Raw genomic sequence first — 19,832 nt, 5'->3', positions numbered from 1 at the left:
TGTGCGAGGATCCGGCATGACCTCCGGAGCGCAGCTGCTGACCCTGCCCGACGGCCGCGCCCTGGAGCACCTCGTCGGCGGTGCCGACGACGGCTTCCCGCTGGTCTACCACTCCGGCACGCCCAGCGCCGCGGTGGTCGACCCCCTCGTGTGGGACGCCGCCGAGCGCGCCGGGCTCCGCGTGGTGACGTACTCCCGTCCCGGCTACGGCGCCTCCACGGCCCGGCCGGCGCCCGATGGCGGGCCGGTGCCGCTCGCGGCCGACGTCGACGACACCGCGGCGCTGCTCGACCACCTCGGGATGGACCAGTTCGCCACGCTCGGCTGGTCCGGTGGCGGTCCGCGCGCGCTCGCGTGCGCGGCCCTGCTGCCGGGTCGGTGCCGCGCCGCGACCAGCCTCGCCGGCGTCGCCCCGCGCGATGCCGCGGGACTCGACTGGATGGCGGGCATGGGCCCGGAGAACGTCCGCGACTTCGAGGCCGCCGACGCCGGCCGCGAGGCGTACCGACCGATCGCCGCCGAGCAGGCCGCCGAGCTCGGCGTGGTGACCGGAGCCGACATCGTGGAGGCGTTCGGCGGGCTCGTCGACGAGGTCGACGCCGGCGCCCTCACCGGGGAGCTCGCCGAGGTCGTGGCCGCCTCCTTCCGGCGCGCGATGGCGCAGGGACCGGACGGCATGGTGGAGGACGCGCTCCAGGTGGTGCGCCCCTGGGGCTTCGACCTCGCCTCGATCAGCGTGCCCGTCGCGGTGTGGCAGGGCGCGCACGACAAGATGGTGCCCTTCGACCACGGCCGGTGGCTCGCCGCTGCGGTCCCCGGCGCCCGGGCGCACCTCTTCGACGACGAGGGCCATCTCTCCCTCGCCGCGCGGATGGACGACATCCTCGCCGACCTGCGGGAGCTGGCCGGCCTCTGACCGGCGCGGACGCTTGCTGCTCCGCCTCCTCGCCTTCCCGCCTCCCCCTCGCCGAGCCTGCGCCTCCCCGAGCGGTGCGTGAGGCAGCTTTTCGCGGCGCAGAACCTGCGCCACGCACCGCCGGCCGGGCGGCGCGCGGGGGAGCGGTGCGGGAGGCAGCTTTTCGGTGGCGCAGAACCTGCGCCACGCACCGCTGGCCGGCCGGCGCGCGGGGGAGCGGTGCGGGAGGCAGCTTTTCGGTGGCGCAGAACCTGCGCCACGCACCGCCCGGCCGGCCGGCCCGGCCGGCTCCCGCCGGAAGCGGCGCAGCGGAGCGGTCAGCTGGCCTTCTTGGCGGCCGTCTTCTTGGCAGCGGTCTTCTTCGCGGTCGACTTCTTGGCCGCTGTCTTCTTCGCGGCGGTCTTCTTGGCGGTGGAGGACTTCTTCGCCGTCGACTTCTTCGCGGCCGTCTTCCTCGCCGGCTTCTCGTCGTCGTCGTCCGACTCGTCGGAGCCTGAGTCAAAGCCCGAGTCGGAGCCCGAGTCGGAGCCCGAGTCGGACCCAGAGTCGGAGTCGTCCTCGCCGCGGGCCGACTTCGCGGCGGCCACCGACTTCTGCAGCGCCGCGAGCAGGTCGACGACCTCGCCGGAGGTCTTGGTGGAGGTCTCGGTGCGTTTGACCTCGCCGCCCTCGATCTTCGACCTCACCAGCGCCTCGACGGCCTCGGCGTAGTCGTCCTCGAACTCGGTCGCGTCGAAGTCGCCGGCCAGCGTCTCGACGAGCATGTGGGCCATCTTGACCTCTTGCGGCTTGGCGTCGTCGACCTCGACCTTGAAGTCGGGCACGCGCACCTCGTCGGGCCACATCATCGTCTGCAGCACGATGACCTCGCCGGCCTCCGTCTCACGCACCCGGAGCACGGCGATCGTGGTGCGCTGGCGCAGCGCGACGGTGACCACGGCCATCCGGTCGGCGTCCTTGAGCGCCTGGCGCAGCAGGGCGTACGGCTTGGCGCCCTGGCCCTCGGGCTCGAGGTAGTAGGACTTCTCGAAGAGCATCGGGTCGATCTGCTCGCGCGGCACGAACTTCTCCACCGCGATCTCGCGCGACGACGTCGACGGCAGCTCGGCCAGGTCGTCGTCGGTGAGGATCACCATCTCGCCGTCCTCGGTCTCGTACCCCTTCGCGATGTCGGCGTACGCCACCTCCTCGCCGTCGAGGGAGCACACCCGCTGGTACTTGATCCGGCCGCCGTCCTTGGCGTGCACCTGCCGGAAGGAGACGTCGTGGCTCTCCGTGGCGGCGTACAGCTTGACCGGCACGCTCACCAGGCCGAAGGAGACCGCGCCCTTCCAGATCGCTCGCATGGCCCGACGATAGCCGTCACCGCGGACCCCCGTCTCCCCTCGGAGGGTGCCGTCCGGCGGGCACGCCAGGTGCCACACTGGTCCCGTGCGTCCCATGCTCGCCACCAAGACCGACCGCGTGCCGACCGGCGCGCAGTGGCTGCACGAGGTCAAGTGGGACGGCGTCCGGGTGCTCGTCGACGTCCGTGACGGCGCGGTCCGGATGACGAGCCGCAACGACAACGACGTCACCCTCGCGTGGCCCGACCTCAGCGATGCGCCCCTGGGCGGGCGGGACCTGCTCGTCGACGGCGAGGTCATCGCGCTCAACGAGCGCGGCGTCCCGGACTTCCGCGTGCTCCAGCACCGCATGCACGTGCGCAACGCGCGAGAGGTCGCTCGCCTGGTCACGTCGGTGCCGGCCACCCTCATGGTCTTCGACCTGCTCCGCCTCGACGGCGAGGACCTCACCGCCCGCCCCCTCGAGGAGCGCCGCGCCCTCCTCGAGGAGCTGCCGCTCGCGACCTCGAAGTGGCAGGTCCCGGCGGCGTACGACGACGGGGACATGCTGTTCGACGCGACCCTGCAGCAGGGCCTCGAGGGCGTGGTGAGCAAGCGTCGCGGCTCGCGCTACCGCTTCGACGTCCGCAGCGACGACTGGCGCAAGCTCGCGCACCGGCACCGGGGGTCGTTCGTGGTCGGCGGCTGGCGCCCCCAGGTCGGTACGACAGACCGGCTGGCGTCGCTGCTCGTCGGCGAGCCGACCGCCGACGGGCTGCTCTACCGCGGCCGGGTGGGCAGCGGCATCGCCGGCGCCACGAGCGCCCGCCTGGCGGCGCTGCTCGCCCCGCTGGGGAGCTCGACGAACCCGTTCGCCGACGAGGTGCCGCGGGTCGACGCTAGGGGCACGTTCTGGGTCGAGCCGCGCGTCGTGGTCGACATCGACACCCACGGGTCGGGCTACGACCGCCTGCGGCAGCCGTCGTTCCAGGGCGTGCGCGACGACCTGTCGCCGGAGGACCTGTCGTGAGCCCCGCCGCCGGCACGGAGGTGCAGGTCGACGTGGGTGGGCGCACGCTGACGATCAGCAACCTCGACAAGGTGCTCTACCCGCGCACCGGCACGACCAAGGGCGAGGTGCTCCACTACTACGCCCAGGTCTCGCCGGTGCTGCTGCCGCACCTCGCCGACCGTGCCGTCACCCGGATCCGGTGGCCGCACGGCGTGGAGGGGTCGAGCTTCTTCGAGAAGAACGCGCCGCCGGGGACGCCGTCCTGGGTACGTACGGCGGAGGTGCCCACGACCGGCTCCCGCAGCGGCAAGGGCGACGGCACGCTGCGGTTCCCGATCTGCGACGACCTCGCCACCCTCACGTGGCTGGCCAACCTCGCCGCCCTCGAGCTGCACGTCCACCAGTGGACGGTCGACGGCGACGGCGTACCGCGCAACCCGGACCGGCTCGTCATCGACCTCGACCCCGGTGAGCCCGCCGGCCTCCACGAGTGCGCCCAGGTGGCGCTGCTCGTGCGCGACGCGCTGGCCGAGCGCGACCTGACCTGCTCGCCGGTGACGAGCGGCAGCAAGGGCCTGCACCTGTACGCCCCGCTGCCCGCCACCGGCCGCGAGAGCCTCGACAGCGACGGGACGACCGCGCTGGCGAAGGAGGTCGCCGAGACGCTCATGGAGCGGCACCCGGATCGCGTGACGAGCGTGATGACGAAGGCCAAGCGCCCGGGCAAGGTGTTCCTCGACTGGTCGCAGAACTCCGGCTCGAAGACCACGATCTCGCCCTACTCGCTGCGCGGTCGCGAGCGCCCGACGGCGGCGACGCCCCTGACCTGGGACGAGGTGGAGGCGGGCGCGGAGGACGACCTCGCCCTCGAGCAGCTCACGATGGACCAGGTGCTCGAGCGGGTCGCCGAGCTCGGCGACGTCTTCGACGCCTGACCCCTCGCCGTACGCCCGCCGTACGCCCGCAGGCTCACGCCCGCTCGCGCCCGGGTGCACCCGGTCCTGTCCGAACTATTTCCTAGGTGTGACCACTCTGAGGATCTGGCGTGGATGGCCGGACCGCATGCTTCCTTGCATGTCCCGCATCCTGTTGATCCCCGTCGCGGTGATCCTGGCTGCCGGTGGCGTCGTGCTCGGACCCGGCGAGCAGGCGCCCGCCTCGCCCGCCCAGACGGTCATCACCCCTGCGAGCGACTCGGGGATTCGATCCACGAACCGCTGAGCCTGCCTCTATGCTCGACCGCATGGTGCACGACGTGCTGGTGGTTGAGGACGAGGAGGACATCGCCGTCCCACTGATGCGCACCCTGGAGCGTGAGGGCTACGAGGTCAACCGCGTCTCGGGTGGCGCCGAGGCCGTGTCGTTCGTCGTCGACGAGGGTCCGGCGGTCGTCATCCTCGACCTCGGCCTGCCCGACATGGACGGCATCGACGTGTGTCGGCAGATGCGCTCCGGCGGCTACCTGGGCGGGATCATCATGGTGACCGCCCGTGCCGGCGAGCTCGACCGCGTGGTCGGCCTCGACGTCGGCGCCGACGACTACCTCGCGAAGCCCTTCGGGCTCGCCGAGCTGCTCGCCCGCGTCCGTGCGCTCCTGCGCCGCAGCGGCAACGCCGCGGCGCAGGACGACACCGCCGTCACGACCGCCTCCGGCCTGCGGATCGACGCGGGGTCGCGCCGGGTGCACCTCGGCGAGAAGGAGATCGCCCTGACGGCCAAGGAGTTCGACGTGCTGGCCGTCCTCGCGACCCACCACGACAAGGTCGTCCCGCGCGAGACGCTGATGACCGAGGTCTGGGACCAGAACTGGTACGGCTCGACGAAGACCCTCGACGTCACCATCGGGCGCCTGCGCCACAAGCTCGAGGCCGCGGAGGCCGGTGAGCGCGTGGTCGCCATCCGCGGCGTCGGCTTCCGCCTGGAGACCGGCACCTGACGTGCGCGAGCGGCTCACCGTCACCCTCGTGGGCCTCTCGCTCCTGATCGTCGCCACTGCACTGCTGGCGGGCCGCGCCCTGCTGGCCGACGCGGTGCGCGACGGCGAGTGCGAGGCGTTCTCCGACCTCGCGCGCCAGGCCGCGGCGGTGGTCGAAGCGCAGCGCGCCCGGGGTCGCCGCGTCACCGAGGCCGACCTGGCACTGTGGGTCTCCGCCGACATGCGGTTGGCGGTGACGAGGGTCGGCGAGCCCGCCCTCGCCGTCGACGGGGCGACGTTCTCGGCCGAGGACCTCGACACGCCGGTCGTCGTGGAGCGGACCGTGGGCGACACGACGGTGACCGTCATGCACGGGGACTCCCACGTGCGCGCGCTCGCCGAGGGCGTCTCGCGGGCCCTCCTGGCGCTGATGGGCGCCGCCGCCGTGGCGGCGGCCGTGCTCGCCACGCTCGTCGCCCGCGGCTTCTCGCGCCCCATCAGGGAGCTGGCCTCGAGCGCGGAGGCGCTCGGCCGCGGCCGCTTCGACATCGACCCGCCGCCCTCGCGGGTGCCGGAGGTCGCGGCGCTCGGCGCGGCGCTGCGGGCGAGTGCGCGCAGCCTGCAGGAGCAGTTCAGCCGGATCGACGAGTCGGTGCAGCGCACGTCGCACGCCCTGCGCACCCCGCTCACCGGTCTGCGGCTGGAGCTCGAGGAGATCCTGCTGCGCGACGACGTCAACGAGGAGGTGCGCCGCACCGTCGTGCGGTGCCTGGCCGACGTGGCGCGGCTGCAACACACCGTCGCCGAGGTCGTCGACGCCGAGCGCAGCCGGCCCTACGTGCCGGGCAGGACGATCACCCTCCGCGACCTCGCGAACCTGACCGTCGAGCGCTGGGGCCGGCGGCTGCCGTCGGGACGCGACGTGCACCTCTCGCTGGGCGACGGCGTCGACCTGCCGGTGACCCACGGCCCCGTGGAGCAGGTGCTCGACAGCGTGCTCGGCGACGTCGAGACGCACGGGGCCGGGGCGGTCTCGCTGCACCTCGAGGCGGAGCAGGGACACGTCCGGCTGCGCGTCGCCTCCCGCGGCGTGCGCACCGGCGCCCCCGCCGACAGGCCGGCAGCCCGCGCCGGCGAGGCGGTCACCGAGGTGCTGGGCGGCCGCTGGCACGGCGACGTGGTCGGCGACGGCCTGGAGATCCTCCTGCCGCGGCGCTGAGGCGGACCGCCGCGCTACGGTCGCCGGGACGGCGTACGAGACTGGAGGGCGCGGTGACCGGAGACCGGGGTCGGGCAGCGCACCACGACGTGGTCGTCGTCGGCGGGGGCAACGCCGGCATCTCGCTGGCCGCGAGGCTGCTGCGCGACGGCGTGCGCGACGTGGCCGTCATCGAGTCGCGGTCCGTCCACCGCTACCGGCCGCTGCTCAACTACGTCGGCGGCGGGGAGACCACCATGTCAGCGCTCGAGCGGCCGGCGGAGCGCGTCCTTCCCGACGGCTGCACCGCGGTCCGCGACGAGGTCGTCTCCGTCGATCCCGGCGGCCCGTCCGTGCTCACCGCGTCCGGTCGTCGCATCGGCGCGACGACGCTCGTGGTGTGCCCCGGCCTCGACGAGGACTGGGACGCCACGCCCGGGCTGCGCGAGGCGTACGCCGCCGGGTGGGCCGCGTCGACCTTCGACGACGGCACCGCCGCCGCCGTGTGGCCGGCCCTGCGTGGGCTGCGCTCGGGTCGCGTGGTCTTCACCGTCCCGCCCGAGCCGGCGCCGTGCGGGGCGACCGCGCTCAAGCCGCTGCTCATGGCGTGCGACCACTGGGGCCGCGCCGGCGTCCTCGCGGGCCTCGAGGTGCACCTCGTGCTCCCGGGCCCGGCGCCGCTCGGGCTGCCGGGACCCGACGCGCGGCTCGAGGGCACGCTGGCGGCGTACGGCGTCGAGGTGCACCGCGAGGCGCGGGTCGCCGCGATGGGCGATCACGGCGTCACCCTCCGCACGCCGGCGGGGGAGCGGGTGCTCGGGGACGTCGCGTTCGCCCACGTCGTGCCGCACTACCGTGCGCCGCGCTGGGTGGTCGACGGCGGGCTGGCGGGCGCGCACCCGGCCGGCCTGGTCGACATCGACCCGCTGACCCTGCGGCACCGACGGTTAGGGGCCGTCTGGTCGCTGGGTGACGTCGCCGACGTGCGGACCCGGCCGTCCGGGGGTGCGCTGCGCAAGCAGGTCGCGGTCCTCGCCGCGAATATCGGCGCAGCCCGCTCCGGCGGGCCGATGCAGGAGTACGACGGCTACACAGTCATGCCGATCACCACGTCCCGCCGCCGGCTGATGCTCGTCGAGGTCGACCGCGAGGGTCGGCCGCAGCCCAGCGTGCCGTTCGTCGACCTCGTCCGGCCGCGGGCGCTCACGTGGTGGGTGGACCGCTACGCGCTGCCCCAGGTCTACTGGCGGCGGATCCTGCGCGGCCGGGTCTGAGAGCGGGTCCCAGGGCGGGTCAGCGCGCCGGCGCCGGCTGGCGTACGTCGACCCCGGCCTTGCGGAGCGCCGCGACCTCGGTCGCGGGTGCACCGGAGTCAGTGAGGACGGCGGTGACCGCGGCCAGGGGGACCACCTCGAACGGGGAGGCGGTGCCGATCTTCTCGCCGCTGCCGAGCACGTAGGTCTCCGCCGACCGCCCCACCCAGGCCCGCTTGATCGCCGCCTCGTCCACGTCGCCCGTCGTCAGGCCGGTGACCGGGTGGACGCCGGTGACGCCGAGGAAGAAGACGTCGGCGCTCAGGCGGCCGATGGCCTCGTGGGCCGCTGCGCCGGCGGCGACCACCGAGTGCTTGAACAGCCGCCCGCCCACGATCACCACCTCGACGCCCGGGTGGCTCGCCAGCTCGACCGCGACCGTCGGGCTGTGGGTCAGCACGGTGGCGCGCAGGTCGGCGGGCAGCCGGGCGGCGACGGCCTGCGCGGTGGTGCCGCCGTCGATGGCGATCGTCTGCCCGGCCCGGACGAGGCCGGCGGCGAGGTCGGCCACCTCCGCCTTCGCCGCACCGCCGATCGCCGACCGCGCGGCGAAGTCCGCGACCGCGGGCGACGCCGGCAGCGCGCCGCCGTGCACCCGCTGGAGGAGCCCGTCGGCCGCGAGGTCGCGCAGGTCGCGACGCACCGTGTCCTCCGAGACGCCCCACTGTGCCGCGAGGTCCTTGGCGACCACGCGGCCGTCGCTGCGGAGGACGTCGAGGATGACCTGCTTGCGGTGGGCGGTGAGCACGGCCCGATCCTACGAGCACTGCACGAAAAAGCGTAGGCGTGCACGAAAGTGCACGATACTGTCGGACCCATGACTGAACCGATGATGATCCTCGTCGCCGGGCCGTACCGCTCCGGCACCGGCGACGACCCCGCGCTGGTCGACGCCAACCTGCGCCGCCTCGAGGAGGCGACGCGTCCGCTCTTCGACGCCGGCCACCTGCCGATGGTGGCGGAGTGGGTGTCGCTGCCCGTCGCCCGCGAGGCGGGGTCGACCCGGGTCGGCGACGAGGTGTCCGAGCGCTACCTCTACCCGACGGCGGCGCGCCTGCTGCAGCGCTGCGACGGCGTGCTGCGCCTGCCCGGCGCCTCGTCCGGTGCCGATCAGGACGTCGCGCTGGCCCGCGAGCGCGGGCTGCCCGTGTGGCACCGCCTCGAGGACGTCCCGGGCGTGCAGCCGCGCGACCGGGCCGTGGGCGCGCGGTGACCGCGACCACCGCCAGGGGCGTCGACACACCCGACGGTCGCGGGCGCACCGGGCTGCACCTCACCGGGCTCGACCTCGACCGCAACCCCGACGTCCGGGTGCGCGAGGTGGAGCTGCTGTCGTGCGACTGGTACGTCCTGCGGGCGACGACGTACGACCGCCGCCGCCCGGACGGCTCGTGGGTCACCGAGCGCCGCGAGACCTACGACCGCGGCAACGGGGCGACGATCCTCCTCCACGACGCCGAGCGCCGGCGGGTGCTGCTCACGCGCCAGTTCCGCTATCCCGCCTACGTCAACGACCACCCCGACGGGATGCTCGTGGAGGCGCCCGCCGGCCTGCTCGACGAGCAGGACCCCGAGACCGCGATCCGCCGGGAGACCGCGGAGGAGACCGGGCTCGACATCGGCCCGGTGACGCACCTCTTCGACCTCTTCATGAGCCCGGGGTCGGTGACCGAGCGGCTGCACTTCTTCGCCGCGCCCTACCGCGGCCTCGACGTGGAGCACCGTCGCCACGGCGTGGCCGAGGAGGGCGAGGACATCGAGCTGGTCGAGCTCGACGTGGACGACGCCCTGCGTAGCATCGGCGCCGGGATCACGGACGCCAAGACCGTGCTCCTGCTGCAGTGGGCCGTCACCAGCGGCCCGTTCGCCCCCCGCGACCCAGCGACGAGGTGATCGTGATGACCGACGACCAGGCCCTGCACGTCGACGTCGACGTCGACCTCGACGTGGTGGGCACGGGCCCCGTGCCGCTCCTGCTGCTCCACGGCGGGTCCGGACGGCGGCAATGGTTCGACGCCATGTCGGCCCTGCTCACCGAGGACGCTCGGATGGTCCGGCCCGACCTGCCCGGGCACGGCGGGTCCCCGCCCACGCCGGGCCGGTACCGGCTCCAGGACTCGGCCGCGGCCGCTGCCGCGGTGCTCGACGCCGACGGCGCCGGGCCCGCGTGGGTGTTCGGCCACTCCCACGGCGCGCACGTCGCCGCCGTGCTGGCCGCCGACCGCCCCGACCTCGTGCGCGGCCTGCTGCTGGGCGACGCCCCCATGTCGCGGGACCGGATGCGGGCGCACCAGGAGGACACCGCGGCCATGAACCGGGCCTGGCGCGAGCTGACGGACGCGTCCCTGTCCCCCGACGAGCGGACCCGCCACTTCCTCGACCTGCCGGTCGCCCCCGGTCCCGGCGCGCCGACCATCCGCGACCTGTTCGGGCCCGACCACCCCTACGTCGCGGAGATGGTGACGTCCCTGGGTCACCACGACGGCGACTTCCTCGACGCCGTCCTCCTGCGCTTCGACGAGACCTACGAGCGGTTGACCGACGACCTGCTCGAGGCGATCGACGTGCCCGTGGTGCTCCTGCGGGCCGACCCCGCAGCGGGCGGGCTGGTCACCGATGACGACGTCGCCCACCTGCGTGAGCACGTGCCGCACCTGCGTGTACGCCGCCTCGTCGGCGTGGGGCACGGCCTGCAGCTGCAGGACCCCGAGCAGGTGGCCCGAGCCGTGCGCGAGTCGATCGCCTGAGATCCACAACCTTCGCCCTGGCCCTGTTTTCCGGCCGCCGACGCTGGGTAGCGTGACGGAGCACACTCGGGAAGCAGGGCACCATGGCAGTTCATCGCGTCGAGCGGCTGCACGCCGACGACCTCGTCGAGCGCCTCGACGCCCAGGTGCGCGACCGGGTGCGCCGCGAGGGGGTGGACCCGCAGCGTCAGGCCGTCGTCGTCCGCCGCATCGCCGAGGACGTCGTCGCCGACCACGACCGGCTCAGCCTCACCGGCGCGGTCGCCCCGGTCGCCGACGACGCCGCGATGGTCGGTCAGCTGGTCGCCCGGGTCTCGGGCTTCGGCCCGCTCCAACCCTTCCTCGACGACCCCGAGGTCGAGGAGATCTGGATCAACGACCCCAGCCGCGTCTTCATCGCCCGCCGCGGTCGGCACGAGCTGACCAACCTCCGCCTCGATGCCGCCCAGGTGGACGAGCTCGTCGAGCGGATGCTCAAGTCCAGCGGCCGCCGGCTCGACATCAGCACGCCGTTCGTCGACGCGATGCTCCCCGAGGGCCATCGCCTCCACGTGGTGCTGGAGGGCATCGCCCGCGGCTTCACCGCCGTCAACATCCGCAAGTTCCTGCTGCGCGCGCACCGGCTCTCCGACCTCGTCGCGCTGGGCAGCCTGACGCCGCAGGCGGCCCGCTTCCTCGAGGCGTCGGTGCGCGCTGGCCTCAACATCCTCGTGGCGGGCGGCACGCAGGCCGGCAAGACCACGCTGCTCAACTGCCTGGCCGCGGCGGTGCCCGGTGGCGAGCGCGTGGTGAGCGCCGAGGAGGTCTTCGAGCTCCGCTTCAACCACCCGGACTGGGTCGCCATGCAGACCCGCCAGGCAGGTCTGGAGCAGACCGGCGCGATCGTGCTGCGCGACCTGGTCAAGGAGGCGCTGCGCATGCGCCCGAGCCGCGTCCTGGTGGGGGAGGTCCGCGCGGCGGAGTGCCTCGACCTGCTGCTCGCGCTCAACTCGGGCCTGCCGGGCATGTGCACCCTCCACGCCAACAGCGCGCGTGAGGCGCTGGTCAAGATGTGCACGCTCCCGCTCCTGGCCGGCGACAACATCTCGGCCCGCTTCGTCGTGCCGACGGTCGCGAGCAGCGTCGACCTCGTGGTGCACCTCGGCCTGGGCGCCGACGGCGTGCGCCGCGTCAACGAGATCGTGGCGGTGCCGGGCCGGGTCGAGGCGGACGTCATCGAGGTCGAGCCGATCTTCGTCCGCGACGGCCACGAGCTGCGTCGGGCCGGTGGGGTGCCGGCCAGGGCGGAGCGCTACGAGCGGGTCGGCATCGACGTCCACGAGATGCTCGCGTCCGAGGGCGGCCGCTGATGGGCGCGCTGGTGGGCCTCGGGGTGGGTGTCGGGTTGCTGCTCGTCTGGTCGGCCTTCGCCCTGCCGCGGTCGCGGCGGACGGGGCCGCCCTCGACGGCACTGAGCCGGCTGCTGGGCCGCGCGGGGCTCTCCGACGTCACGACCACGAGCGTGGTGTCGCTCTGCGCCGTGCTGTTCGCCATCGCCTTCGCGGTCGTCCAGGCGGTGTCGCGGACGGTGCCCATCGCCTGCGTCTTCGCCGCGATGGCCGCCTACCTGCCGATCGCGGTGCTGCGCCAGCGCGCCGCACGGCGGCTGCGCGACTTCGCGGAGGTGTGGCCCGAGGCGGTCGACAACCTCGCCAGCGCCGTACGCGCCGGGCTGTCGCTGCCCGACGCCGTCGCGGCGCTCGGCACGACGGGCCCGGAGGCGCTGCGTGCCGACTTCGCTCAGTTCGCCCTGGACTACCAGGTCACCGGCCGCTTCGGTGAGTGCCTCGACCGCCTCAAGGAGCGCCTCGCCGACCCCGTCGGCGACCGGGTCGTCGAGGGCCTCCGCCTCGCGCGGGAGGTCGGAGGTGGCGACCTCGGCCGGCTGCTGCGCAACCTCTCCGGCTTCCTGCGCGACGACGCCCGGACGCGGTCCGAGCTGGAGTCCCGGCAGGCATGGACGGTCAACGGCGCCCGGCTGGCCGTGTCGGCGCCGTGGATCGTGCTGCTGCTGATGTCGTTCCAGACCACCGCGATCCGGCAGTACGCCACGCCGGGCGGAGTCCTCGTGCTGGGCATCGGGTTCGCCGTCTGCGTCCTCGCCTACGCCGCCATGATGCGCATCGGCCGGCTCCCCGTCGAGAAGCGGATCCTGTCGTGAGCACGGCGGTCTGGGGCGGCGTCCTCGGGGGCGTGGCAGCGCTCGGGGTGCTGGTCGTGGCGCTCCGGATCGTCGCCCTGCGCCGCCCGCAGCTGTCCGTCCGGGTCCTGCCCTACCTGCGCGACCTGCCCCAGCGCGACCAGCAGCCGGCGCTCCGACCGACCGCGTCGTCGCCGGCCTCGGCCGCGGCCGGGATCTTCGGACCCGTCCTGCGCTCGGCCGCCGACGTCGTCGAGCGGGTGCTGGGCGGCAGCTCGTCGGTCCGCCGGCGGCTCCAGCGGGCGGGACTCGACCGGAGCGTCCAGGACTTCCGCACCGAGCAGGTCGTGTGGGGCCTCATCGGGTTCGGCGTCACGGCGGCGATCGTGCTCCTGCGCGCCCTCGGCGGTGCGGGCGACGTCGGGTCCGGCGCGGTGCTCTGCGTCCTCGGGTTCGTCGGCGGAATCCTGCTGCGCGACAACCGGCTCAGCACGCAGGTCAGGGACCGCGAACGGCAGGTCCTCACCGAGTTCCCGACCGTCGCCGAGCTCCTGGCGCTCTCCGTCGCGGCCGGCGAGAGCCCGGTCTCCGCGCTCGACCGTGTCGTGCGCCGCAGCCACGGCGCGCTCTCCGAGGACCTCGCCCAGGTGCTCGCCCGGATCCGCACCGGCGAGCCGGTGGCGGCCGCCTTCGAGACGCTCGCCCGCTCGACAGGGCTCCCGATCGTGGCGCGCTTCGCAACCGGGATCACCGTCGCGATGGAGCGCGGCACCCCGTTGGCCGACGTCCTCCACGCCCAGGCCGCTGACGTGCGGGAGGCCGGGCGACGGCTCCTCATCGAGACGGCGGCACGCAAGGAGATCGCGATGATGGCGCCCGTCGTCTTCTTCGTGCTGCCGGTGACCATCCTGTTCGCCTTCTACCCGGGCGTGCTCGGCCTGCGCCTCACCACTCCGTGATCGCCGCCTCGACGCCCGGCCCATGACCGGTCCGACACCGAAAGGACACCTCACATGCAGCAAGCCGTCTCGGGACTCCTGCTCCTCCTCGACCGTCCGCGCGACGAGCGCGGCGACGTGCCGGGCTGGGTGCTCGTCACGCTGATGACCGCGATCGTCGTCGCGGCGCTCACGCCGTTCGTCCGCGACGAGCTCCGCGCCCTTCTCGCGCGGGCGTTCTCGATGGTCAGCGGCTAGGTGGCTCCCGGCGCTCGCGCCGGGGAGCGCGGGGCGGCGGTCGTCGACTTCGTCCTCGTCCTGCTGGTCCTGCTGCCGCTGGTGCTCGGCATCCTCCAGCTCGCCCTCGTGCTCCACGTGCGCAACACCCTCGCCTCGGCGGCCGCCGAGGGGGCGCGGCACGCCGCGGTCGCCGGGTCCTCTGCGCCGGCCGGTCAGGCGAAGGTGCACGAGCTCGTCGACGGCGCGCTGTCGCAGGACTTCGTGCGGTCGGTCACGGTCCGGCCGGCCCTCCTCGGCGGCGCGCCCGGCTACGAGGCGGTGGTGGAGGCCGACGTCGGCGTCCTCGGTCTCGGCACCGGCGTCCGCGTCCGGGTGACCGGCCACGCCGTCGCCGAGCACGACACGGTGCAGCCATGAGGCGGCGCCTCCGCGACGACCGCGGCTCGGCCCTCGTGGAGTTCAGCTGGCTGGCGATCATCCTGCTGGTGCCGCTGGTGTGGATCGTGATCTCGGTCTTCGAGGTGCAGCAGGGCGCGTTCGCCACGAGCGCCGCTGCCCGCGCAGCCGGCCGCGCGTACGCGCTCGCGCCCGACGACGCCACCGGCGAGGCGCGGGCGGAGGCCGTCGTACGGCAGGTCCTCGCCGACCAGGGCACGCCCGGCCAGCGCGCGACGGTCACGGTCAGCTGCCAGACACCCGGGGACAGCTGCCACGTCGGGACGTCGGTGATCACCGTGCGCGTCGACTCCGCGGTCGACCTGCCGCTCTTCCCCGACATCCTCGGCAAGGGCGCTGCGAGCTTCTCGCTCGACGCGACGCACACGGTGCCGATCGGGCAGTACGTCGAGAGCGCGCCGCCCGACGGCGAGGGGCGTGGGCGTTGATCCGGCCTGCGGTTCGGGGCGGCAGACGCGACGAGTGCGGGCAGGTCACGCTGCTGATCATCGGATTCGCCGGCATCCTGCTGATGGCGATCGTCGTCGTCATCGACGCGTCGGCGGCGTACCTCCAGCGGCAGGGGCTCGACAACCTCGCCGACGGCGCGGCGCTGTACGGCGCCGACCTCGGCTCGGCGGGTGTCTACGAGCAGGGCCTCGACGGGGTGCGGCTGACCCAGCAGGAGGCGGCGGTCGAGGTCGCAGTGCGCGAGTACCTCGCCCGCGCGGACGCCGCCACGAAGTACCCCGGCATCCACGTCGCGGTCCGGGTCGACCCGGTCGGCCGCTCGGTCACGGTGCTGCTGCGTGCGCCGCTCGACCTCCCGCTGACGATTCCCGGCTCGCCGGGCAACCCCGTCGTCGGCGCGAGCAGCACCGCCGCCGTGACCGTCGTCGCCGACTGAGCGCGGCCGCCCCCGCCGCCCCGCCGGGCGCGCGAGCGTCATACGAACCCGCACCCATAGGCCCCGCTTCGTGTGACGCTGGCGCGCCGGCGGCCCGAGCGTCATGCGGACCCGCACCCATAGGCCCCGCTTCGTATGACGCAGGCCCGGGCCCCGGGGAGCGCCCGGTGACGGTCGCCACCGACCCCACCCCGCCGGATGGTCCGTCTGCTGCCTACCGGCCGGTCGCGGGTACGTTCGGGGCATGACGGAGACCTGGCCCGGATCGGCCTATCCCCTGGGAGCCACCTACGACGGCACCGGCACGAACTTCGCGCTCTTCAGCGAGGTCGCCGAACGCGTGGAGCTGTGCCTCATCGACGAGGACCCCGACCAGGACGGCAAGCGCGTCGAGACCCGCGTCGAGCTGACCGAGGTCGACGCGTTCGTGTGGCACGCCTACCTGCCGGGCGTGCAGCCCGGCCAGCGCTACGGCTACCGCGTGCACGGTCCGTGGGACCCCGCGCAGGGCCTGCGCTGCAACCCCAACAAGCTGCTGCTCGACCCCTACGCCAAGGCGACGGTCGGGGAGTACGAGTGGGACCCGTCGGTGTTCTCCTATGACTTCGACGAGCCGGAGAAGACCAACGACGACGACTCGCTCGACCACGTGATGCTGGGCGTGGTCGTCAACCCGTTCTTCGACTGGGAGGGCGAAAGCCGCCCGCGCACGCCGTACCACGACACGCTCATCTACGAGGCGCACGTCAAGGGCCTCACCCAGCTGCACCCCGAGGTCCCGGAGGAGCTGCGCGGGACGTACGCCGGCATCGCCCACCCGGCCGTCATCGAGCACCTGACCCGCCTCGGCGTGAGCGCGATCGAGCTGATGCCGGTGCACCAGTTCGTCCAGGACGACGCGCTCGTGCAGAAGGGCCTGCGCAACTACTGGGGCTACAACACGATCGGCTTCTTCGCGCCGCAGGAGTCGTACGCCTCCACGCGCGGGCTGGGCCAGCAGGTCCAGGAGTTCAAGGCGATGGTCAAGTCGCTGCACGCCGCCGGCATCGAGGTCATCCTCGACGTGGTCTACAACCACACCGCCGAGGGCAACCACCTCGGGCCGACGCTGAGCATGAAGGGCATCGACAACGCGGCCTACTACCGCCTCGTCGAGGACGACCAGCAGTACTACATGGACTACACCGGCACCGGGAACTCCCTCAACGTCCGGCACCCGCACTCGCTGCAGCTGATCATGGACTCGCTGCGCTACTGGGTCACCGAGATGCACGTCGACGGCTTCCGCTTCGACCTCGCCTCCACGCTGGCCCGCGAGTTCTACGAGGTCGACCGCCTCGCCACGTTCTTCGAGCTCGTGCAGCAGGACCCGGTGGTGAGCCAGGTCAAGCTGATCGCCGAGCCCTGGGACGTCGGTCCCGGCGGCTACCAGGTCGGCGGCTTCCCGCCGCAGTGGACCGAGTGGAACGGCGCCTACCGCGACACCGTCCGCGACTTCTGGCGCGGCGAGCCGGCGCTGGGCGAGTTCGCGTCCCGCGTGGCCGGGTCGTCCGACCTCTACGAGAACTCCGGACGCCGCCCCTTCGCGAGCATCAACTTCGTCACCGCCCACGACGGCTTCACGCTGCGCGACCTCGTCTCCTACAACGAGAAGCACAACGAGGCCAACGGCGAGGACAACAACGACGGCGAGAGCCACAACCGCTCGTGGAACCACGGCGTCGAGGGCCCCACGGACGACCCGCACATCAACGCGCTGCGCTCGCGCGAGCAGCGCAACTTCATCGCCACGCTGCTGCTCAGCCAGGGCGTGCCGATGCTGCTGCACGGCGACGAGCTCGGCCGCACGCAGAACGGCAACAACAACGGCTACGCCCAGGACAACGAGCTGACCTGGGTCCACTGGGACGAGGCGGACCAGGGGCTCATCGAGTTCGTCGCCGCCGTGTCCCGGCTGCGCCGCGAGCACCGCACCTTCCGCCGCCGCCAGTTCTTCACCGGCCAGGCCGACGAGAACGGCCTCGACGACATCGTCTGGCTGCACCCCGACGGCCGGGCGATGGAGGACGGCGACTGGGAGTCGGGGCTGAAGTCGCTCGGCATGTACCTCAACGGCGACGCGATCGGCACCCGCGACTCCCGCGGCAACCCGATCCGCGACGACCACTTCCTGCTGTGGTTCAACGCCGACGGCGAGTGCGAGGTGACCCTGCCGCCCGCCGAGTTCGCCGAGGCGTGGGACGTGCTCATCGACACCGGCGGCGTCGCCGACGACCGCGGCCGCTGCGCCGCGGGCACGACGCTGCCGATGGGGGAGCGGTCCACCCTCGTGCTGCGCCAGCACGTCGAGCCCGAGCCCGAGGAGACCGACCGCTCCGTGGCCGCATCCCTGACCAGCCCCGCGGGAACAGAAGCGCCGTGACCCGACCCGACGCCCGGTCCGACAAGCCCAAGCCGCACAACACCTACCGCCTCCAGGTCAGCCAGGACTTCACGCTGTACGACGCCGCGCGCGTCCTGCCGTACCTGCGCGACCTCGGGGTCGACTGGGTGTACCTCTCGCCGCTGCTGGCCTCCGAGCCGGGCAGCACGCACGGGTACGACGTCGTGGCCTTCGACCACGTCGACCCCGAGCGCGGCGGCGCCGAGGGCCTGGACGCGCTGTCGAAGGAGGCGCGGCGCCTCGGGCTCGGCGTGCTCGTCGACATCGTGCCCAACCACGTGGGTGTCGCGACCCCGTCGGAGGACCCGTGGTGGTGGGACGTGCTGCGGCTGGGCCGCGAGTCCGAGCACGCGAGCGCCTTCGACGTCGACTGGGCGGCCGGCGACGGACGCATCCGGATCCCGGTCGTCGGTGACGACGACGAGGGCTCAATCCGCATCGAGGGCGACGTCGTGCGCTACCACGACCAGCGCTTCCCGATGGCGCCCGGCACCTCGACGCTGGAGGAGCAGCACTACGAGCTGGTCAACTGGCGCACCGCCGACGAGGAGCTCAACTACCGCCGCTTCTTCGCCGTCAACACGCTCGCCGCCGTCCGGGTCGAGGACCCGGAGGTCTTCGCCGAGACGCACGTCGAGATCAAGCGCTGGTTCGACGAGGGGCTCGTCGACGGGCTGCGGGTGGACCATCCCGACGGCCTTCGCGACCCCAAGCGCTACCTCGACGACCTCGCCGCGCTCACCGGTGGCGCCTACGTCCTGGTGGAGAAGATCCTCGAGCCGGGCGAGCACCTGCCGACCGACTGGGCGACCGAGGGCACGACGGGCTACGACGCCCTCGCCTTCATCGACCGCGTCCTCACCGACCCGGCAGGCGAGGCGCCGCTGACGGCCCTCGAGGACCGGCTGCGCGGGACGTCGGTGGACTGGCACCGGATGGTCCACGACAACAAGCGCGCCGTCGCCGACGGCATCCTGCACGCCGAGGTCCTGCGCATCACCCGCGAGGTGGCGCGGGTCGTCGAGGGAGCCGACGACGACGCGGTGGCCGACGCCCTCGCCGAGCTCCTGGCCTGCTTCCCGGTCTACCGGTCGTACCTCCCGGAGGGCCGTGAGCACCTCGAGCAGGCGTTCGCCCGGGCTCGGGAGGAGCGCCCCGACCTCGCCGCCACCTTCGACCTGCTCGAGCCGGTCCTCCACGACGAGTGGAGCCAGCCCGCGCGGCGCTTCCAGCAGACGTCGGGCATGGTGATGGCCAAGGGCGTGGAGGACTGCTCCTTCTACCGCTGGTCGCGGCTCACCTCGCTGAACGAGGTCGGTGGCGACCCGTCGGTCTTCTCGATCGGCGTGGAGGAGTTCCACGAGGCGATGGCGGAGCGGCAGCGCGACTGGCCGGACGCCATGGTCACGCTGTCCACCCACGACACCAAGCGCGGCGAGGACGTCCGCGCGCGCATCACCGTGCTGTCCGAGGAGCCGGGCCACTGGGAGCGGGCCCTCGACGAGCTGCTGCGGCTCGCGCCCGTGCCGGACCCCGCCTTCGGCTCGCTGCTCTGGCAGGCGGTGCTCGGCGCCTGGACGCCCGACCACCTGCCCGACCTGCCCGACCGCCTGCACGGCTACGCCGAGAAGGCGATGCGCGAGGCGGGCGACCGGACGACGTGGACCGAGCCCGACGAGGCGTACGAGGCCCAGGTGCACGCCGCCATCGACGCGATCTTCGACTCCGAGGAGGTGCGCGCCGTGCTGGCCGACCTCGCCGCCCGCGTGGACGCCCCGGGCCGCTCGAACTCGCTGTCGGCCAAGCTCGTCGCGATCACCATGCCCGGCGTGCCCGACGTCTACCAAGGCAGCGAGCTGTGGGAGACCTCGCTCGTCGACCCGGACAACCGCCGGCCCGTCGACTTCGACCACCGCGCCGCGGTCCTCGCCGGCGACGACGAGGACGACGCGGTCGACAAGCTGCACGTCACGTGCACCGCGCTGACCCTGCGCCGCGAGCGGCCCGAGCTGTTCACGGGGTACACGCCGGTGTCCGCGTCGGGCACCGCGGCAGGGCACGTGCTCGCGTTCGACCGCGGGGGCGCCATCACCGTCGCCACGCGGCTCCCGGTCGGGCTGGCCACGACCGGTGGCTGGGACGACACCACGCTCGACCTGCCCGAGGGGCGCTGGCACGACGTGCTCACCGGGCTCGACACCGACGGCAGGCTGGCCGACCTGCTCGCCGTCCACCCCGTCGCCCTGCTCGTGAAGAAGGACTGA

Annotated in this window: 21 protein-coding genes; 19 read left to right on the top strand and 2 right to left on the bottom strand. The window is 73.6% G+C overall.

Features of this window, described 5'->3' with window-relative positions; all coding sequences use genetic code 11:
- Nucleotides 1-16 precede the first annotated feature (16 nt).
- Nucleotides 17-916 carry an alpha/beta fold hydrolase gene (locus tag J3P32_RS03755; protein ID WP_210438507.1) on the top strand — a complete coding sequence of 300 codons (900 nt, stop codon included), beginning with the start codon at nt 17-19 and terminating at the stop codon, nt 914-916.
- Nucleotides 917-1,233: 317 nt separating this feature from the next.
- Here J3P32_RS03755 and ku read toward each other — a convergent pair whose 3' ends face one another.
- The gene (ku, locus tag J3P32_RS03750) at nt 1,234-2,262 is read right to left on the bottom strand and encodes a non-homologous end joining protein Ku (RefSeq protein WP_210438506.1); all 1,029 of its coding nucleotides are present in this window, start codon (nt 2,260-2,262) and stop codon (nt 1,234-1,236) included.
- A gap of 94 nt (nt 2,263-2,356) precedes the next feature.
- On the opposite strand from ku, the gene ligD (J3P32_RS03745) reads away from it, so the two are divergent.
- The 6 genes from ligD (J3P32_RS03745) to J3P32_RS03720 all read left to right on the top strand — a co-directional run bounded on the left by ligD (J3P32_RS03745) (nt 2,357) and on the right by J3P32_RS03720 (nt 7,640).
- Nucleotides 2,357-3,271, top strand: a complete 915-nt coding sequence (gene ligD / locus J3P32_RS03745; RefSeq protein WP_210440621.1) for a non-homologous end-joining DNA ligase — start codon at nt 2,357-2,359, stop codon at nt 3,269-3,271.
- Nucleotides 3,268-4,188, top strand: a complete 921-nt coding sequence (gene ligD / locus J3P32_RS03740) for a non-homologous end-joining DNA ligase (RefSeq protein ID WP_210438505.1) — start codon at nt 3,268-3,270, stop codon at nt 4,186-4,188. Before ligD (J3P32_RS03745) ends, ligD (J3P32_RS03740) begins: the two co-directional genes overlap by 4 nt.
- 139 nt (nt 4,189-4,327) lie before the next feature.
- Entirely contained in the window at nt 4,328-4,474 is a 147-nt protein-coding gene (locus J3P32_RS03735) for a hypothetical protein (RefSeq protein ID WP_210438504.1), read from the top strand.
- Nucleotides 4,475-4,484: 10 nt separating this feature from the next.
- Nucleotides 4,485-5,189 carry a response regulator transcription factor gene (locus J3P32_RS03730; RefSeq protein WP_246849867.1) on the top strand — a complete coding sequence of 235 codons (705 nt, stop codon included), beginning with the start codon at nt 4,485-4,487 and terminating at the stop codon, nt 5,187-5,189.
- A 28-nt stretch (nt 5,190-5,217) separates the two neighbouring features.
- On the top strand, nt 5,218-6,387 hold the full coding sequence (locus tag J3P32_RS03725) for a HAMP domain-containing protein (RefSeq protein WP_210438503.1): 1,170 nt from the start codon (nt 5,218-5,220) through the stop codon (nt 6,385-6,387).
- A gap of 53 nt (nt 6,388-6,440) precedes the next feature.
- The gene (locus J3P32_RS03720; protein WP_210438502.1) at nt 6,441-7,640 is read left to right on the top strand and encodes an NAD(P)/FAD-dependent oxidoreductase; all 1,200 of its coding nucleotides are present in this window, start codon (nt 6,441-6,443) and stop codon (nt 7,638-7,640) included.
- Between the two features lie 19 nt (nt 7,641-7,659).
- Here the strand turns inward: J3P32_RS03720 and J3P32_RS03715 are convergent, their stop codons facing one another.
- Nucleotides 7,660-8,427, bottom strand: a complete 768-nt coding sequence (locus J3P32_RS03715) for a DeoR/GlpR family DNA-binding transcription regulator (RefSeq protein WP_210438501.1) — start codon at nt 8,425-8,427, stop codon at nt 7,660-7,662.
- A gap of 69 nt (nt 8,428-8,496) precedes the next feature.
- On the opposite strand from J3P32_RS03715, the gene J3P32_RS03710 reads away from it, so the two are divergent.
- The 12 genes from J3P32_RS03710 (at nt 8,497) to treY (ending at nt 19,832) form a co-directional block, all read left to right on the top strand.
- On the top strand, nt 8,497-8,892 hold the full coding sequence (locus tag J3P32_RS03710) for a DUF4406 domain-containing protein (RefSeq protein WP_210438500.1): 396 nt from the start codon (nt 8,497-8,499) through the stop codon (nt 8,890-8,892).
- Nucleotides 8,889-9,572, top strand: coding sequence for an NUDIX domain-containing protein (locus tag J3P32_RS03705; protein WP_210438499.1), 684 nt, complete (start codon nt 8,889-8,891; stop codon nt 9,570-9,572). The genes J3P32_RS03710 and J3P32_RS03705 overlap by 4 nt, the downstream gene beginning before the upstream one ends.
- A 5-nt stretch (nt 9,573-9,577) precedes the next feature.
- Nucleotides 9,578-10,426, top strand: a complete 849-nt coding sequence (locus J3P32_RS03700; RefSeq protein WP_210438498.1) for an alpha/beta fold hydrolase — start codon at nt 9,578-9,580, stop codon at nt 10,424-10,426.
- A gap of 83 nt (nt 10,427-10,509) precedes the next feature.
- Nucleotides 10,510-11,775, top strand: coding sequence for a CpaF family protein (locus J3P32_RS03695; RefSeq protein WP_210438497.1), 1,266 nt, complete (start codon nt 10,510-10,512; stop codon nt 11,773-11,775).
- A complete protein-coding gene (locus J3P32_RS03690) occupies nt 11,775-12,626 on the top strand; it encodes a type II secretion system F family protein (protein WP_210438496.1) in 852 nt (283 codons plus the stop codon). The genes J3P32_RS03695 and J3P32_RS03690 overlap by 1 nt, the downstream gene beginning before the upstream one ends.
- Nucleotides 12,623-13,564: a type II secretion system F family protein gene (locus tag J3P32_RS03685; protein WP_210438495.1), complete on the top strand. Its 942-nt coding sequence runs from the start codon at nt 12,623-12,625 to the stop codon at nt 13,562-13,564. Before J3P32_RS03690 ends, J3P32_RS03685 begins: the two co-directional genes overlap by 4 nt.
- Nucleotides 13,565-13,618: 54 nt before the next feature.
- Nucleotides 13,619-13,801, top strand: coding sequence for a hypothetical protein (locus J3P32_RS03680; protein ID WP_210438494.1), 183 nt, complete (start codon nt 13,619-13,621; stop codon nt 13,799-13,801).
- Complete coding sequence (locus J3P32_RS03675; RefSeq protein WP_210438493.1) at nt 13,802-14,200, top strand: TadE/TadG family type IV pilus assembly protein; 399 nt, start codon at nt 13,802-13,804, stop codon at nt 14,198-14,200.
- Nucleotides 14,197-14,667: a hypothetical protein gene (locus J3P32_RS03670; RefSeq protein WP_210438492.1), complete on the top strand. Its 471-nt coding sequence runs from the start codon at nt 14,197-14,199 to the stop codon at nt 14,665-14,667. The genes J3P32_RS03675 and J3P32_RS03670 overlap by 4 nt, the downstream gene beginning before the upstream one ends.
- Nucleotides 14,664-15,125: a TadE/TadG family type IV pilus assembly protein gene (locus J3P32_RS03665; RefSeq protein WP_246849866.1), complete on the top strand. Its 462-nt coding sequence runs from the start codon at nt 14,664-14,666 to the stop codon at nt 15,123-15,125. Before J3P32_RS03670 ends, J3P32_RS03665 begins: the two co-directional genes overlap by 4 nt.
- A gap of 244 nt (nt 15,126-15,369) precedes the next feature.
- Entirely contained in the window at nt 15,370-17,547 is a 2,178-nt protein-coding gene (glgX, locus tag J3P32_RS03660; RefSeq protein WP_210438491.1) for a glycogen debranching protein GlgX, read from the top strand.
- Nucleotides 17,544-19,832, top strand: coding sequence for a malto-oligosyltrehalose synthase (gene treY, locus J3P32_RS03655; protein WP_210438490.1), 2,289 nt, complete (start codon nt 17,544-17,546; stop codon nt 19,830-19,832). The genes glgX and treY overlap by 4 nt, the downstream gene beginning before the upstream one ends.

The organism is Nocardioides xinjiangensis (genome assembly GCF_017916385.1).
GTDB lineage: Bacteria > Actinomycetota > Actinomycetes > Propionibacteriales > Nocardioidaceae > Nocardioides > Nocardioides xinjiangensis.
The sequence above is the reverse complement of the archived record's forward strand: the minus strand, read 5'-3'. Positions and strand labels throughout refer to the sequence as shown.